This window comes from Micromonospora luteifusca (assembly GCF_016907275.1).
Classification (GTDB): Bacteria; Actinomycetota; Actinomycetes; order Mycobacteriales; family Micromonosporaceae; genus Micromonospora; species Micromonospora luteifusca.
The window spans coordinates 2,491,523-2,506,685 of sequence record NZ_JAFBBP010000001.1; the positions used below are offsets into that span (position 1 = coordinate 2,491,523).

Annotated in this window: 14 protein-coding genes and 1 tRNA gene; 10 read left to right on the top strand and 5 right to left on the bottom strand. The window is 63.4% G+C overall.

All coding sequences use genetic code 11. The annotated features are described in order from the left end of the window. Positions 1 to 91: 91 nt before the first annotated feature. The 5 genes from JOD64_RS10990 to JOD64_RS33920 all read left to right on the top strand — a co-directional run bounded on the left by JOD64_RS10990 (position 92) and on the right by JOD64_RS33920 (position 8,611). Positions 92 to 514 (top strand): GntR family transcriptional regulator, encoded by a 423-nt coding sequence (locus tag JOD64_RS10990; RefSeq protein ID WP_204942132.1) that lies wholly within the window; start codon positions 92 to 94, stop codon positions 512 to 514. Between the two features lie 399 nt (positions 515 to 913). After that, a complete protein-coding gene (locus tag JOD64_RS10995; RefSeq protein ID WP_204942133.1) occupies positions 914 to 3,358 on the top strand; it encodes a type I restriction-modification system subunit M in 2,445 nt (814 codons plus the stop codon). Next, positions 3,351 to 4,565 (top strand): restriction endonuclease subunit S, encoded by a 1,215-nt coding sequence (locus JOD64_RS11000; RefSeq protein WP_204942134.1) that lies wholly within the window; start codon positions 3,351 to 3,353, stop codon positions 4,563 to 4,565. Before JOD64_RS10995 ends, JOD64_RS11000 begins: the two co-directional genes overlap by 8 nt. Positions 4,566 to 4,686: 121 nt before the next feature. Next, a complete protein-coding gene (locus JOD64_RS11005) occupies positions 4,687 to 7,896 on the top strand; it encodes a type I restriction endonuclease subunit R (protein WP_275581707.1) in 3,210 nt (1,069 codons plus the stop codon). A 1-nt stretch (position 7,897) separates the two neighbouring features. Continuing rightward, positions 7,898 to 8,611: a M48 family metallopeptidase gene (locus tag JOD64_RS33920; protein WP_372434134.1), complete on the top strand. Its 714-nt coding sequence runs from the start codon at positions 7,898 to 7,900 to the stop codon at positions 8,609 to 8,611. A gap of 1,335 nt (positions 8,612 to 9,946) precedes the next feature. Here the strand turns inward: JOD64_RS33920 and JOD64_RS11015 are convergent. Beyond that, positions 9,947 to 10,030 (bottom strand) — tRNA-Tyr (locus JOD64_RS11015). A gap of 147 nt (positions 10,031 to 10,177) precedes the next feature. Here JOD64_RS11015 and JOD64_RS11020 point away from each other — a divergent pair. The 5 genes from JOD64_RS11020 (at position 10,178) to JOD64_RS11040 (ending at position 12,301) form a co-directional block, all read left to right on the top strand. Beyond that, a complete protein-coding gene (locus tag JOD64_RS11020; RefSeq protein WP_124774541.1) occupies positions 10,178 to 10,672 on the top strand; it encodes a YajQ family cyclic di-GMP-binding protein in 495 nt (164 codons plus the stop codon). Between the two features lie 202 nt (positions 10,673 to 10,874). Then, positions 10,875 to 11,231 (top strand): hypothetical protein, encoded by a 357-nt coding sequence (locus JOD64_RS11025; RefSeq protein ID WP_204942137.1) that lies wholly within the window; start codon positions 10,875 to 10,877, stop codon positions 11,229 to 11,231. Beyond that, positions 11,228 to 11,677, top strand: a complete 450-nt coding sequence (locus JOD64_RS11030; RefSeq protein WP_204942138.1) for a MerR family transcriptional regulator — start codon at positions 11,228 to 11,230, stop codon at positions 11,675 to 11,677. Before JOD64_RS11025 ends, JOD64_RS11030 begins: the two co-directional genes overlap by 4 nt. A gap of 28 nt (positions 11,678 to 11,705) precedes the next feature. Continuing rightward, entirely contained in the window at positions 11,706 to 11,969 is a 264-nt protein-coding gene (locus JOD64_RS11035) for a hypothetical protein (protein WP_204942139.1), read from the top strand. Further along, positions 11,966 to 12,301 (top strand): YnfA family protein, encoded by a 336-nt coding sequence (locus JOD64_RS11040; protein ID WP_204942140.1) that lies wholly within the window; start codon positions 11,966 to 11,968, stop codon positions 12,299 to 12,301. Before JOD64_RS11035 ends, JOD64_RS11040 begins: the two co-directional genes overlap by 4 nt. A 19-nt stretch (positions 12,302 to 12,320) precedes the next feature. On the opposite strand, the gene JOD64_RS11045 is transcribed toward JOD64_RS11040, so the two are convergent. From JOD64_RS11045 to JOD64_RS11060, 4 genes are all read right to left on the bottom strand, one after another. Continuing rightward, positions 12,321 to 12,479: a hypothetical protein gene (locus tag JOD64_RS11045; RefSeq protein WP_204942141.1), complete on the bottom strand. Its 159-nt coding sequence runs from the start codon at positions 12,477 to 12,479 to the stop codon at positions 12,321 to 12,323. A 177-nt stretch (positions 12,480 to 12,656) separates the two neighbouring features. Continuing rightward, complete coding sequence (locus JOD64_RS11050) at positions 12,657 to 13,223, bottom strand: GNAT family N-acetyltransferase (protein WP_204942142.1); 567 nt, start codon at positions 13,221 to 13,223, stop codon at positions 12,657 to 12,659. Positions 13,224 to 13,240: 17 nt separating this feature from the next. Further along, a complete protein-coding gene (locus JOD64_RS11055; protein WP_204942143.1) occupies positions 13,241 to 13,768 on the bottom strand; it encodes a dihydrofolate reductase family protein in 528 nt (175 codons plus the stop codon). A 62-nt stretch (positions 13,769 to 13,830) separates the two neighbouring features. Further along, positions 13,831 to 15,090, bottom strand: coding sequence for an MFS transporter (locus JOD64_RS11060; RefSeq protein ID WP_204942144.1), 1,260 nt, complete (start codon positions 15,088 to 15,090; stop codon positions 13,831 to 13,833). Between the last annotated feature and the right edge of the window lie 73 nt (positions 15,091 to 15,163).

Here is a 15,163-nt window from a genome sequence, read left to right on the forward strand (position 1 = left end):
AAACGTATCTACAAGTGGATGAGTTGTCTAGACGTCGAATCAGGTCAGTTGGTTGGCACTTGGTAAGACAAGTGCCAGGTACGGTGAGCGGGTGCCCACCCCGCACTACGGCCAGCCCCGCTACCGCGTCATCGCCGAACAGTTGAGAGAGCGCATCGAGAGCGGCGTCATCCCGCCCGGAGCCCTCTTGCCGGCTGAGAGCGCGCTAACGGCCGAATTCGGGGCAGCACGTGGCACGGTTCGTCAGGCAATAGCCGCGTTACGCGAGGCAGGCTTGGTGGCTACCGAACACGGCCGCGGAACCTATGCAACCCTGCGCCTGCGCGAGTGTGGGCTATACGAGGGTTCCGAGACGGAGACGCAACAGCGCCAAGTCGCCGCCGACGCGGAGCTTGCAGCCCTTTTCGCTGTCGAGGTGGGCGCGACTCTGATGGAACAACAGAGCCTCACCCGAACAAACGGAGCCGTCGGAACAGTCGTCAGAACCTACCGACTGCCGCCGACAGAGCGATAGGGCAGTTCACACCCTCGATACGTCCTCAATGCGGCCCTGAACGGGCCGCACGCGCCGCCGCCTGGGCGCGCCGGCCGCTGCCGCTGGCGCCCTGCGGCCGAACGTGCGTCAAGGTTCGCTAGACGTGGCGGGCCGGGCGGCGGCCCGCTCCCAGGATGGCGGGTCGAGGGCACACGGGATGGCAGTCAGCATGGACCAGTTCGTATGGCTAGGCAGGGCCGCACCGTCACGGCTTCACCGGCATCTGAGTACGGCGACGTCCAACGGGGTGAGGCGAAACCAGGGCGTTCAGGACCGCTCATCTGTCCCACCCGGCGCCGTCCTCGCACCTCCTGCCACTGTCCTCGTAGGCGTCTCGAACAGCTACAGTCAGGGCACCGACAAGGGAGAGGTCACCAAGTGGCGAAGCTGACGTTGCCGCAGCTTGAACGGCATCTGTTCGGAGCCGCAGACATCCTTCGCGGCAAGATGGACGCTTCGGAGTTTAAGGAATACATCTTCGGGATGCTGTTCCTGAAGCGCGCTTCCGACCAGTTCGACGCAGTCCGCCAGCAGCTCATACGGAGATGGGAACTCCAGGGGAAGAGCCCGGAGGAAGCCGAGAGGATGGCCGCTGCCCCCAATTTCTACCGCGGAGAGAGCTTCTTCGTCCCGGAGAAGGCTCGCTGGCAGCACATTAAGGATCACTCCCGCCTAAAGAACGTCGGCAGTCTGCTTAACACCGCACTCAACGAGCTCGAGCAAGCTAACTCATCGGCCCTCGAAGGCGTGCTTGAGCATATCGACTTCATGAAAAAAGTCGGGCAGTCGATCATTCCGGATAAGCGGCTCCAACAGTTGATCGACCACTTCAACCGCGTCCGGCTGCGTAACGAGGACTTCGAATTTCCCGACTTACTCGGCGCCGCATATGAATATCTGATAGGAGAGTTCGCCGACTCCGCCGGAAAGAAGGGCGGCGAGTTCTACACCCCGCGGGGTGTCGTCCGTATGATGGTTCGGCTAGTCAAGCCGGAGCCGGGTATGCGCATCTACGACCCCTGCGCCGGTTCAGGTGGAATGCTCATTCACGCTAAGGAGTACGTCGAGGAGCACGGCCAAGATTTCAAGGACCTGACCCTCGCGGGCCAAGAGTACAACGGCGGAACTTGGGCCGTCTCAAAAATGAACGTGATCCTCCACGGCGTGCTCAACGCCAGCCTAGAGAACGACGACACGCTCGCCAATCCATTGCACAAGGAGGGCGGCGAGCTGATGCGCTTCCACCGAGTGCTCACCAATCCCCCGTTCTCGCAGAACTACGTTGCTGGCGACATGGAACACAAGGAACGTTTTAAGTACGGTTTCGCGCCCGAGACCGGCAAGAAAGCGGACCTCATGTTTGCTCAGCATGTGCTCGCCGTACTAACGCCTGACGGCATCGGTGCCACGGTTCTTCCGCACGGCGTTCTGTTCCGCGGTGGCAAGGAGAAGGAAATCCGCGAAGGCATCATTAGTGATGATCGCTTGGAGGCGGTAATCGGTCTCGCTCCTAACCTTTTCTACGGGACGGGTATCCCGGCTTGCATTCTCGTTCTTCGCGGTACCGCACGTCCGCATCAGAAGCGGCGCGGCAAGGTGCTGTTCATCAATGCTGACCGGGAGTTCACCCCTGGCCGCGCGCAGAATTACTTGGATCCCCAACATGCTGAGAAGATTGTTGTAGCCTTCGAGGAGTACAAGAACATCCCAGGTTTTGCCCGCGTCGTCGACATCCAGGAGCTTAGGGAAAACGACTTTAACCTCAACATCCGGCGCTATGTCGACAATGCGCCCCCGGCGGAGCCGCAGGACGTCCGAGCCCATCTGCACGGCGGAGTTCCGAAGGTTGAAGTCCTCAACAAGACTCCGGTGTTCACTGCGTTCGGCATCGATCCCACCACTCTGTTCGTCGAGAGGGACAACGACTACTACGACTTCCTGCCGGAGGGCTGGAAGGCGACGATGGAGCGACTCCCAGGGCTCGCCCGCTCTGCCGAGATAAAGCTAAGCGAGGCGTTCTCGGATTGGTGGGCCCGGCACAGCAAGCGCCTGGTTGAGCTGCCGGATTCCCCAAAGGTCATGGAGATCCGAGCGGAACTGCTCGAGTCATTCGTGGCCGAGCTGAAACCGCTGGGCCTGCTTGACCGGTTCGAGCTAGCCGGCGTTGTGGCCGCTTGGTGGGGTGAGACCCAGTACGACATAAAAGCTTTGTCACTCAACGGCTTTCAAGGCGTCGTCGAGGGCTGGCTAACCACGATCGAGTCGGCCTTCGACCTCGATGAGGAAGAGGTCGAGTATTGGGACAAGCAGAAAATTGCGGCCGAGAAGCGCAAGGCCCGCTCTCACCGCGTCGTCCCGGCACTGCTCCCTGAGTACTTAGTCGAGCTTGAAGCGGCCGAGTCTCGATACGCCCAGCTGAATGCGCAGCTTAAGGCTGCTACCGCCAAGCCCAGCGAGGATGACGATGACGACGCTGGGGAGCCGACCGTGCAGGTCTCGGCGGCCGAGGTCAGAAAGCTCAGGACCGACATAACGGCCGCAAGGAAGGAAGCCTCAGCCCTGGTGAACGGCTTTCTACCCTCGCTTAGGACGGCAGTGACAGCTCTCAACGAGGACGACCGCCGCGCCCTGGTCCTCGAAGTCCTCCGAACGCAGCTCTCATCCCGCCTCGACAGCCGTACGGCTGCGGCGCGACGGCAACTCGAATCTGCGTACCAGACCTGGGCTGGCAAGTACGCCGTTACCGTTCGGGGCCTCGAAGCCGAGCAAGGTGCTGCTGCAGCTCGGCTCAACAATTACCTGAGGGACCTCGGCTATGCATGAACTTCCCGAGGACTGGATGTCGGTGCGATTGCGGGACACTGGAACCTGGCTGTCCGGCGGAACGCCGTCGACGGATGAACCACGGTTTTGGGGTGGCGACCTGCCGTGGATCAGTGCTGCAAGCTTGAAGGAATTTGATATTCACGACTCCGACCGGCGGCTCACGAAAAGCGGTTCGTTGGCGGGCACCAGGCTCGTGCCTGATGGCTCCGTCCTTTTTGTGGTACGCGGCATGAGCTTGAAGAAGGAGTTCCGGGTCGGAGTCACGCGAAAGCGGGTCGCCTTCGGCCAAGACTGCAAGGCGATTGTTCCCCGTCCTGGTATTGACGCCAGGTTTCTCGCCTTGGCAATGAAGGTCCGGACCCGCGAGATCCTGAGCATGGTCGATGAGGCTGGTCATGGGACAGGTCGGCTGCCGACGGATCTTATCGCCAAGCTGGAAGTGGGCATTCCGCCCTTTCCAGAGCAGCGGCAGATTGTTGAGGTCCTCGATAGCGTCGATGCTCGGTTCCACCTCGAGGGCCAAACCGTTGCGAAGTTGCGAGCGCTCCAAGAGGGCGTCGTTGAAGCTCTGCTTGCGAGTCTCGTTGCCGACACCTTACCCCTCGGCGAACACCTCGCGCTTCCGCCCAAGAACGGCTTTTCACCTCAAGAGGCTGACGAATGGACGGGACTTCAAGCCTTGGGTTTAGGGTGTCTTACCCCTAACGGATTTCAGGCACGTCAGCTAAAGAACGTACCAGTTCTCGATGGCAGGAACTCGGGTGCCCTGCTCGCCGATGGTGACTTGCTGATGAGCCGTGCAAATACGCGCGACTTGGTAGGCCTCGCTGGGGTTTACCGAGACGTCGGCACTCCGTGCATTTATCCAGATCTCATGATGCGGCTAGTTGTAGGACGAGGCTGCCGTTCCGAGTACTTGGAGCTGGTCCTACGAAGCGCGAATGTTCGACGGCAGATCCAAGCGTACTCTCAAGGAACCTCCGAGAGCATGGTGAAGATTAGCGGTTCATCTGTTCGGCGATTGCTGGTAGCTATTCCACACCTAGTGGAACAAGACCGTATTCTCGCTGTCGTTGAGGCCACTAAGAACGAGATTGAATCTCATCTGAAGGAGCAGCACAAGCTTTACCTACTCAAGCAGGGTCTCATGGAGGACCTGCTATTTGGGCGGGTACGGACTGCGGCAGCTGAAGCCGTGAGGTAGGTCATTAGTTTCTGAATCACGCGGCTTGCTCACCGGATGCGGGATCGCATTGTTGAGGGAGTTGCGAAGGCGAGCGGTAACGGATGGAGGCCCAACTTTGGCAAGTGAGCTGGAGTATACGTTGGTGGAGAAGCCTCTCATCGATCAGCTCAAGCGAATGGGCTGGCGGCATTTGGAGGGTGCTCCGCCGAACGCGGTAATGCCTACGACTGCTCGCGACTCCGGCCGTAGCGGCTTCGACGAGGTGATACTTGGAGAACAGCTGCGCCAAGCGCTTCTGCGAAACAACAAGAATCCGGAGGGTCAGGAATGGCTCGATGACACGCGGATCAGCTCGGCCTTAAGCGCTCTAGCCCGCACGCCCTCCGGCAACTTGCTTGAAGTCAATCGCCTAGTCACGGAACTCCTGCTCAAGGGCACTACGGTGGAGGGCGTGCCTGGCTGGGAGGGAGGCAAGACGCGCACGGTGGCCTACATTGATTGGCAGAACCCAGCTAGCAATGAGTTCACGGTGGTCAACCAGTTACGAGTGGACATCCCAGGTGGCCGTGGCTCGATCGTGCCTGACCTCGTGCTGTTCGTGAACGGCATTCCGCTCGTGGTCATCGAATGTAAAAGGACCACTGAGACGGATCTCGGCGCAGCCGTCGGTCAGATACGAAAGTACGCAGAGCAGGTAGCTGGCGATAGCCGCACAGGTAACCAGAAGCTCTTTCACACGGTACAGCTCACGGTCGCAACCAGCGGAGAAGCCGCTCGCCTCGGTACGTTCACTGCCAAGTACGAGCATTATGTGCCGTGGCGCGACCCTTACCCGTTGAGCAAGGATGATCTCGCTGTACGGCTGGGCAAAGATGCGGGACAGCTCAGCCGGCAGGAAATCTTGGTCGCCGGAGTGCTCGATCCCGTCAACCTGCTTAATGTTGTTTACAACTACGTCACTTTCATGACGACGGACCAAGGCAGGACCATCAAGCTCGCGCCTCGCTATCAACAGTTTCGCGCGGTGGAAAAGGCGATCAAACGGCTACTCGGCGGCAAGACCCGCAAGCAAGACGGCGTTGTCGATAGGCGCGGCGGGATTGTCTGGCATACGCAGGGGTCCGGTAAAAGCATCACCATGATGTTCCTCGTACGGCGGCTCCGGTTCGAGCCGGAATTACGTGACGCCAAGGTAGTCGTTGTCACCGACCGCACCCAGCTGCAGGATCAGCTGTGCGAGACGCTGAAGCTCAGCGGGGAAAAGGTGGACATCGCGAAGTCAGGCGCGCGCGCCAAGAGGCTGCTTGGCCTCCACGGCCCTGCAGTTGTCTTTGTCATGGTTCAGAAGAACCAAGCTGGCGATGGCATCACCGCGTCCACAGATCTGGGTGTGATCAACGCAGACGAGTCAATTGTTGTGCTGATCGACGAAGCGCACCGATCCCATACCGCTTCGCTTGGTGCGAATCTTCGCGAGGCGCTGCCGAATGCCGCACGGATCGGCTTTACAGGCACTCCTATCATGACCAGAAAGGGTCAACGCAAGACAAGCCTCGATCTTTTTGGGCCTTTTATCGACACCTACCGATTGAAGGAGGCCGAGGAAGACGAGGTCATCGTCCCAATCCTGTATGAGGGCGTCAAGGTCAAGGCAGCGGTCCGCGATCGTCAGAACCTCGACGAGATCTTTGATGACGAGTTCATTGACCTCAACGAGGAAGAGCGGCAGCAGCTTCAAGAGCGCTGGGCAACCAAAGGGAAGGTATCCACCGCCCAGCAGTTGGTGGATGCCAAAGCTAAGCACATGCTGCTGCACTATGTGGACAATGTGCTGCCCGAAGGGTTCAAGGCCCAAGTAGTCGCGCATGACAGGGCGACCACAGTCCGCTACCGAGAGTCGTTGCTCGCCGCGCGCGACGAGCTCGTCGCCGCCGTCGAGAAGTTGCCCACCCAGGTACTCGCCACGCCGCCCTATGAAATCCGCAATGCGAGCCGTGCGCGGCTGGTGCGGGCGGCCAAGTTTCTAGATCTTATAAAACGAATCGACTTCGTGCCGGTGATCTCTGAGGGTGATTCGGAGGAAGAGCATCTGTTAAACGAGTGGACCGATGAGACGAAGCAAAAAGAGCGAATCGAGGGCTTCACTCGACCCTTTGGAGAGAATGACACAGCGTTCCTCATCGTGAGGACGATGCTTCTCACCGGGTTCGATGCACCGATTGAGCAGGTGATGTACCTAGACCGCAAGCTTTATGAGCATGATCTGCTGCAAGCCGTCGCGCGAGTTAACCGTACTGCGGACCGCAAAACCAACGGTCGGGTCGTGGACTATAGCGGAGTCGCCAAGAGCCTCTTAGAGGCGCTGCGGATCTTTGCGGCGGAAGATTTCGAAGGCGACGAGGGCAACGACGCGGCGGATGCCCTGCGAGATGCGCGCTTGGAAGCTGCCAAACTGGATCCGCAGTTGCAAAGACTCAGGATGATGTTTCGCGCTCCAGAGGACGTTGAGCGCTGCGTTCAGGATCTCGCCGACTCGGACTTGCGAGATCGCTTTTACGCAGAACTCGGCCGGTTCGCTCAAACCGTTAACACGGTGCTGCCGGATCCGGCGGCGAAGCCGCATCTTTCGGATTTGAAGCGGTTCGTGACCATCAAGCTGACGTCCGTGAGGCGTTATCGGATCGATTCGGGCGAGTTCGATACGGGAGCGTATGGCGCGAAAATCCGCGCACTGATTGACGAGCACATCGCTTCTCTCGGTATCGAAGAACAGTTGCCGCCTATCAAGATGACGGCACCAGGCTTCGCGGTGAAGGTCGAGGCGATGACCGGTGGATCTCGGGCGAAGGCGTCGGAGATGGAGAACGCCATTCGACACCACATCCTCGTCCACGGCGGTGAGGACCCCGTTCGGTACCAGACGCTCAGCGAGCGGCTTGAGAAGATTCTGACCGAGCTGAAGGACCACTGGGACCAGCAGGCACTCGCACTCAAGGACCTGATGACGGAGATCATTGAAGAGACGCCGGATGCACTCTTCGGCCTGAGTGAGATCGAGGCGCGGCTGCACCGAACCATCACTGCCGAGCTGGCGACTTCTCCGGAAGAGGCTTTGACGGACGTGCGGCTCGCCGATGCTGCCAGGGAGGTCTACCTGAAGGCCGCCCAGACGATCCACCGACAGGACTTCTGGCGCAAACGCGTCGACCAAGACGACCTCAGGCTCGATATCTTCGGGATCCTCTATGCGCGGGCTCTCGGTGACTACGAGCAGCTCGACCAGCTCGCCACAGCCCTCCTCGAAGTTATCAAGAGCAATCGCCACCTCATTCAGAGGGCTCGAACCTGACATGGCAGGTGCTGTGGGTGACTTTCCTGGGGTGTTGCGCCTCGGCGATCTAGAGGTTGCGGTGTCAGTGAGTGAAGGGCGCAAGAGCGTTCGGCTGACTGTCGAGCGTGACGCGTCGGTCACCGCTGTAGTCTCGCCGCGGATCTCCACTGCGGAACTAACCAAGATGATCGAGGCCAAGCGGTCGTGGCTGTACGGGAAGCTCGCCGAGAAGCGAGATCTGGGTCAACTCCCACCGAGTAAGGAGTACATCTCGGGTGAGGGGTTTCTCTATCTCGGACGGTCGTATCGCCTGAAGGTCGTAGACGCAGGAGACGTTCGACTCGTCCGCGGTCGCTTGGAGCTTGCCCGCGGAGGTGGTGCCAAGGAACTTGTGGGCTGGTATCAGCGGGTCGGTACGCCTTGGCTCCTGAGGCGCGTCCAGCCCTGGGCTTCACGCATGGGCGCCGATATGACGGGGCTGCGCGTACGGCCATTAGGCTACAGGTGGGGCTCGTGTTCCCATGACCGGACCGTCAACATCCACTGGGCCACTATGCAGCTTCCGCCTACCTTGATCGACTACGTTCTCGTGCACGAATTGGCGCATCTTCGCCGCCCAAACCATGGCTCGGAGTTCTGGCGTTTAGTCAATCGATTGTTGCCCGGCTACGAGGAATATCGAGAGCGGCTCCGCAGGGCGGGTAACGATCTTTGGCTTCCGGAGCGGGGATGATTAGAGCTATCCGATCTCGATCTGCCTGACGTACCCCTGGATCTGGCGCCCCATGCTGCGCTTTCAAGGATGCAGAGGGCTGCGGTCATGCAGGAACTACCTCGTGAAACGTGAGGGGTAAGTCGGAAGCACTTGGACCCGCGGCCTTAGCAACGGACGCAACTTCTGGTCAAGGAGCCTCACGTCGGAGGGTGGGAGCGTGAGCAGGGTACGCCGCAGATAGATGGCCCAAGCGTCCGGCTTGGGGAACGCTTCCAATTCCCGCACAAGCGGGGCCACCTCAAGTCCGTTTGGATAGGGAACTAAGCCGTCTATTCGCAAGGTGCAGCCGGAGAGGTACCGCTGTGTACCGATCTCCAAGGGCCTGTCAAAGCTGCTTACGGCGCTCGCGACCGTGGCATGGCCGATAACCCGACCTCGGTCGCGAGCCGGGTTCTTCCAGGCGCTCCGGCTGCTGTAGAGGTAGAGCCCATCCCCGACGGCTAGCGCGGCCACCTCTCCGCGAGGTGTTGCTGAGAACGCCATTCGCTGCTCCCGCAGTACCCAAGCGATCGCATCTCGTTGCGAAAGGATGAGTAGGTAGGCACGATGCATAGGAGAAGAGTAGCTAGCCGCCCTGCAACCAGCGGAGGTCCGGTAGCCGGCGGATGCGGTGTCGACAGCAACACTGACAGCAACTCCGCCGGACGGGGGCACGCTCACGAACGCCGGACGGACGAATCTCCGAGCCTGCAGCCGTTGCCGGACGCGTGCGGACGCGACGCACAGAGCTTGTAAACGAGGTGTCTCGCACCTCACCTATCGCCCCCACCTATCGCCCCCACGCTGTTGCTGATTTCTTCTGTTCTGGATCAAGGCGCCGCGCTCCGCACGGCGCGGGCGGTGAGCCGGCCGGCGGCAAGCCACCCCGGCCGCCTGCGGCGCCGGGGCGGAAAGCCACCGACTGCCGCCGGACCGCCGCCCCGAAGTCCACTTATCCAGACGCAGGACGACCACGGCCAGGCGACACGGAAGCCGGCAGGTCGACCTGATCGAGGGCCAGGGCTTCCGACTGCCGCGCCAGTCCAACCCCGGGACTGGCTTGCCCCCGGTCTACCTACGCAGCCAGCTAGCCCGCGGCAGCCCCAACCGGTGCTCCAGGTACGACCAGGCCAGGCCGGCAACTCCCGGAGCACGGGCGTTCGCAGCCCCCAGCGGAGCCCTGAGAGGCAAGATCGACCTGCCCACCATCTGCCCACAACCAGTCGTCAACGGCTGGACGCAGCCGGACCCGACCGGACAAACGACAACGGCCCCCGATCAGCATCTCTGCTGGTCAGGGGCCGTGTCTGCACCTGGTGGCGGGTAGAGGATTCGAACCTCTGAAGCTTTCGCGACGGATTTACAGTCCGCTCCCATTGGCCGCTCGGGCAACCCGCCAGGGCACCCCACCGCGTCGTAACGCGGCGGCGGAAGCAAGGATAGCGGCTCCCCCCGGTACCGGCGCAACCGGGTACGGTCAGGGGGTCGTGCCGCTGGTCGGCGGCCGACGGCAGGCCCAGACCGCCGGACAGCAGGAGCAGAAACATGGCAGCAAACCCGTCGTTCGACATCGTGAGCAAGGTTGACCGCCAGGAGGTCGACAACGCCCTCCGGCAGGCGGAGAAGGAGCTCGCGACGAGGTTCGACTTCCGTGGCACCGGCGCGGAGATCTCCTGGTCTGGTGAGGAGGCGATCGGCCTTCAGGCGGAAACCGAGGAGCGGGTTCGCGCCGCACTGGACGTGTTCAAGGAGAAGTTGGTCAAGCGGAACATCTCGCTGAAGTCGTTGGATGCTGGCGAGCCGCGCCCGTCCGGCAAGATTTTCAAGATCGACTGCAAGGTGATCCAGGGCATCGAGACGGACAAGGCCAAGGCGATCAGCAAGAAGATCCGCGACGAGGGCCCCAAGGGCGTGCAGGCGCAGATCCAGGGCGACCAGCTGCGGGTCACCGGCAAGAAGAGGGATGATCTCCAGGCGGTCATCTCGCTGCTCAAGGGCGAGGACTTCGGGGTCGCCCTGCAGTTCAACAACTACAGGTAAGGCACTAGCTACCTCACCGGTCACTGTCCGGGTCACGTTGCGTCACCTGGTCAGATCTCGTCTGCAACGGTCATCTTTGGTCGTCCTTGTCCGGCCTCGGACGGCCTGGCGACGGCCTGGTGGGTGCCTACCTTCACTGAATCGCGGAGAACTGCACCTCGGGCTTGCATCTGATACCTAGGTACAGGCTTACCGTCGGGGTATGAGTGACCACCACATCACGACGGACGACGCCTGGGTGTCGGATGCCTGCACCCTGCCGACGGCTGAACGGCCGCTGCGGCTCGCCGAGTTTGATCAGTTCTTCACTGATGCCGTGCGGGGCCTCGACCGGCTGTCGGCTCAGCATCTGCGGTTGCAGCTCGACGGCGCTGCGCAGGTCGAGGAGACGGCGCGGGACCTGACGGCCCGAGAGTCGTCCTGCTGCTCGTTCTTCACTTTTGACCTCTCCCGGCCCGACCCCGACTCGCTGTCGCTAGACGTTCGGGTACCAGCGGCCCACGTTGACGTGCTCGACGCCCTCGCCGAACGGGCCGAGTCTGTCCGGAATCAGGGATGACCGGGTCGGGACTGCGCAGCGGCCAACTGGCCGACGCGGCCGGAGTCAACCAGCAGACGCTGCGCTACTACGAGCGCCGGGGCTTGCTCGACTCACCGCAGCGGTCGCCGGGTGGGCACCGGCTCTACCCGGCCGAGTCGGTCACCCTGCTGCGAGTCATCAAGACCGCGCAACGTCTCGGCTTCACCCTCAACGAGGTTGCCGACCTGCTCGACTTCGGCCGACACCAGCACAGCGGCCGACCCGACACCGGCCTGCAGGCACGTGCCAGGGAAAAGCTCATCGAGGTCGAGCAGAAGCTGTCCGACCTAACCGTCATTCGCGACACCTTGCGGGCCGCCATCTCGGCCGGTTGTGACGACCTGGTCGCCTGCGCCGGCAGCTCCTGCTGCCCCCTGCCCTTCGCTGAACTGGTCGAGAGGACCGATCGTGCCGACACCTGCTAACCGACTTCGCCGCCTACTGCCCTCCGGTATGACGGGACTCGCGGGAGCCGCCTGCGCCGCCTGCTGCGTCCTGCCATTCCTCCTAGCCGCCGGGATCCTCGGCGGTGCCGGATGGGCCGCCGCGAGCCGCTTCATGCCCGGCGTCGCCGTCGCCCTGGCCGTGCTCGCCGGCCTGTCCTGGTGGTGGGCCAGCAAACGCCGCCACACCACCGGCTGCGCCGGCGGCAACTGCTCCTGCGGCCAACGCGAGCAGCACGACCGCGAGGTGATCCCGCTACGGTCCGACGCATGACAGTCGCCCGCTCGATCCTGCTGTTCCTGCTCGCCGCGCTCGCCGAAATCGGCGGCGCCTGGCTGGTCTGGCAGGGCTGGCGGGAGAACCGAGGGCTGCTGTGGATCGCGGCCGGAGTCATCGCGCTCGGGTTCTATGGCTTCGTCGCCACCTTCCAACCCGACCCGAACTTCGGCCGCATCCTGGCCGCCTACGGCGGGATCTTCGTCGCTGGATCTCTGGTCTGGGGCATGGTCGTCGACAAGTTCCGGCCCGACCGCTACGACCTCATCGGCGCAGCCCTCTGCCTCGTCGGCGTCGCGGTCATCATGTACGCCCCACACAACGGCTGATCGTGGTATTACCACTCGTCTAGCCGCGTCGGCTCCGTCGAGGCCAAATGAGCAGACCTGCGACTGCAGCCGCGATGGCGGCGAGGATGGACCAGTCCCCCGCGACGGTCGCCTCCGGCAAGGCCCGCAACGACTTGGGCTCAGCCTCGTACTCGTCGCTCCCGGGCGCTTCGTTCATGCCGATACGCTATCGCGCCGAACCCACCAACCCGAGTGACGCTTGCGCCGCGCCGTGGTTCGAGCACGGCAGCTAACCTCACAACCGTGATTGTCGTCTAGCCGGACGTGTTACGGATCAAGTGACACTGATCCGTAACGCATCAACTGAAGCTCGACATCGCCGGCAGCCGGCGGCTCAACCGAGTGCCGGGGCTCCCCTGGCTGTCCGGTCCGCGTCGAGCTTCCGGCTGACCGTGGGCCAGTCTTCGGTGGTGACGCTGTAGTAGATCGAGTGCCGGACGTGGCCGTCTCGCAGGATGCGGTGGTTCCGAAAGGTGCCTTCCTCTGTTGCCCCGAGGCCCTTGATGGCTTGTTGCGATCGGGTGTTGCGGCTGTCGGTCTTGAAGGCCACGCGGATGGCGCCCAGGTCGTTGAAGGCGTGGCGCATCAGCAGGTGCGACGCTTCGCGGATCGCGCCGGTTCGCCAGTAGCTCGGTGTCAGCCAAGCCCACCCGATCTCCAGGCTGTGGTGAATCGGTGAGATGTCGATGTAGCTAATGCTCCCGACAGCCTTGCCCGTGGTCAGGTCAACGATGGCGAAGGGCAGCCGGTCGCCTCTCTGCTGCTCGTCTAGTGCTTCCTGGATTAGCGCGGCCACCGGTTCCTGGTCTGTCGGCGTCGCCTCGTCCAGGTAGGCCCAGACCTGATCGTGATTCGCCGCTTCGGTGAGATCGCCGAGGTGCCTAATCGCCCTGCAGTTCAACAACTACCGGTAGCGGCTCAGTAGACGACGGTGTACCAGTGTGCGGTCTCGCCGGGTAGCGGCGCCAACCGCACGTTGGTGCCGCCCGGGTGGTCGAACATGCGCACCCCGTCGCCGAGCAGCACCGGGGCGAAGAACATGAGGATCTCGTCGAGCAGCCCGGCCTGAATGCACTGCTTGGCGACATTCGCGCCGAGGATGTTCACGTACTTGTCCCCGGCGGCCTCCTTGGCCTGCGCGACGGCGGTGTGCAGGTCACCGACGAACGTGACGTCCGGGGGTGGCTCGGTCGGCGGCCGGTGGGTGAGCACGAAAACCGGCCCGTGGTACTGACCACCGAAGGCGCCCTCGCGATCGGTGCCGCGGTTCGGGTCGTCGCCGCCGAAGGTGCCGTTGCCGACCAGGAGCGCGCCGACGTTGTCCAGCACACGCTCCGCCGTCGGATTGTCGCCCCCGACGTGCTCGGTCAGCCATGACATGTCGCCGCCGGGGCCGGCGATGAAGCCGTCGAGCGACGCCGTCGCCGAGTAGAGGACCTTGGCCACGATTTTCTCCTCTCCGCGGCGTTCAGTCTGCTGGCCACCGGCGGCGGGAGCAACGGCTCAGGTCAGACGGTGACAAGCTCTTCGGTGCGTACCGCCGTGTTTTCCGCACGGGCGATGGGCCCGGCGGGCGGCGCGGCGACCGCGGCCCCGACGGCGACCGCCGCCCCGGCGAACAGGAACGCCCACTGGACGCCACCGGCGTGGTCCACGATCAGGCCGGCCACCGAGCCGCCGGCGGCGCTCGCCGCGACCGCCACGGTGACCACCCAGGTGTACGCCTCGTTCAGCATGCCGGCGGGTGCGATCCGGCCGACCAGGGTGTTCTCCAGGGTCAGCGCGGGTGCGATGGTGGCGCCGCCGACGACCAACGCGACACCCAACGCCAGCGGGGTGGGCATCAGCGCGAACACCACGAAGGTGCCGGCCAGTGCGGCGAGCAGCAGGGCGAACTGGCGGGTCATGTTCGGTGCCGGCTTGCGGACGCCGAACCAGAACCCGCCGATGGCGCTGCCGATCCCCCAGACCGCGAGCAGGAGGCCGGCCAGGCTCTCCGGGTCGTCGGTGGTGTGACCGCTCGCGTAGGCCGGGACGATCACCCCGGCGGCGCCGAACGCGATGCCCAGGCTGGCCACGCAGACCAGCAGGGCCGGGAAGCCGGCGACCCGCAGCGGGCCGAGCCCTCGGGCGTGGTGTTCCCGCGGGTGCGGGCGCCAGCCGCGCATGACCCGGCCGAGGGCCACGGCGGTCGTGCCTACCAGGGTGACCACGGCCGCACCGATCAGCGCGGCCGCCGCGTCGGCGAACAGGACGAAACCGGCCACGAGCAGGGGGCCGAGCACGAAGACGATTTCGAACAGCGAGGTCTCGGCGGCCAGCGCGGTGTTACGCAGGGTGTACCGGCCGGAGTTGGGGCCGGTCAGGTCGTTCCAGGCGCCCCGGATGGCGGCGGTGAGCGGCGGGTACGTGGCGCCGGCCACAGCTGAGGCGACGTAGATGGCAGCGAGGGCGTCGTCGCCCGAGCGGCTGGCCAGCAGCAGGCCGATGAGCGCCAGCGGGTGGGCCACGGCGGTGACCAGCAGGACGGGGCTCGGGCCGACGCGGTCGGCGATCCGCCCGGCCACCGGGCTGAGCGCGGCGCCTGCGACGGCGTAGATCCCGCCCGCGATGGCGGCCAGCGCGTACCGACCGGTCACCTGCTCGACCACCAGGAGCAGCGCCAGCGGGGTCATGCCGATCCCGAGCCGCCCGATGATGCCGAGGACCAGCATCATCGGCGCGCCGGGAATCCGCCAGACACCCAGGTACTGACGCAGCGCGGCCACCGTGAACCTCCAGGGGATGTAACGAGCGTTAGCGGTTACGACCCTAACGCCACCACTGTGTGGGCAGATACCG

Bases quoted from the DNA above. Each gene is read 5' to 3' on its own strand.
- JOD64_RS11035 (WP_204942139.1), top strand. From the start codon at position 11,706: ATGACGGGACTCGCGGGAGCCGCCTGCGCCGCCTGCTGCGTCCTGCCA.
- JOD64_RS11020 (WP_124774541.1), top strand. From the start codon at position 10,178: ATGGCAGCAAACCCGTCGTTCGACATCGTGAGCAAGGTTGACCGCCAG.
- JOD64_RS11025 (WP_204942137.1), top strand. From the start codon at position 10,875: ATGAGTGACCACCACATCACGACGGACGACGCCTGGGTGTCGGATGCC.
- JOD64_RS11040 (WP_204942140.1), top strand. From the start codon at position 11,966: ATGACAGTCGCCCGCTCGATCCTGCTGTTCCTGCTCGCCGCGCTCGCC.
- JOD64_RS33920 (WP_372434134.1), top strand. From the start codon at position 7,898: ATGGCAGGTGCTGTGGGTGACTTTCCTGGGGTGTTGCGCCTCGGCGAT.
- JOD64_RS11045 (WP_204942141.1), bottom strand. From the start codon at position 12,479: ATGAACGAAGCGCCCGGGAGCGACGAGTACGAGGCTGAGCCCAAGTCG.
- JOD64_RS11000 (WP_204942134.1), top strand. From the start codon at position 3,351: ATGCATGAACTTCCCGAGGACTGGATGTCGGTGCGATTGCGGGACACT.
- JOD64_RS11030 (WP_204942138.1), top strand. From the start codon at position 11,228: ATGACCGGGTCGGGACTGCGCAGCGGCCAACTGGCCGACGCGGCCGGA.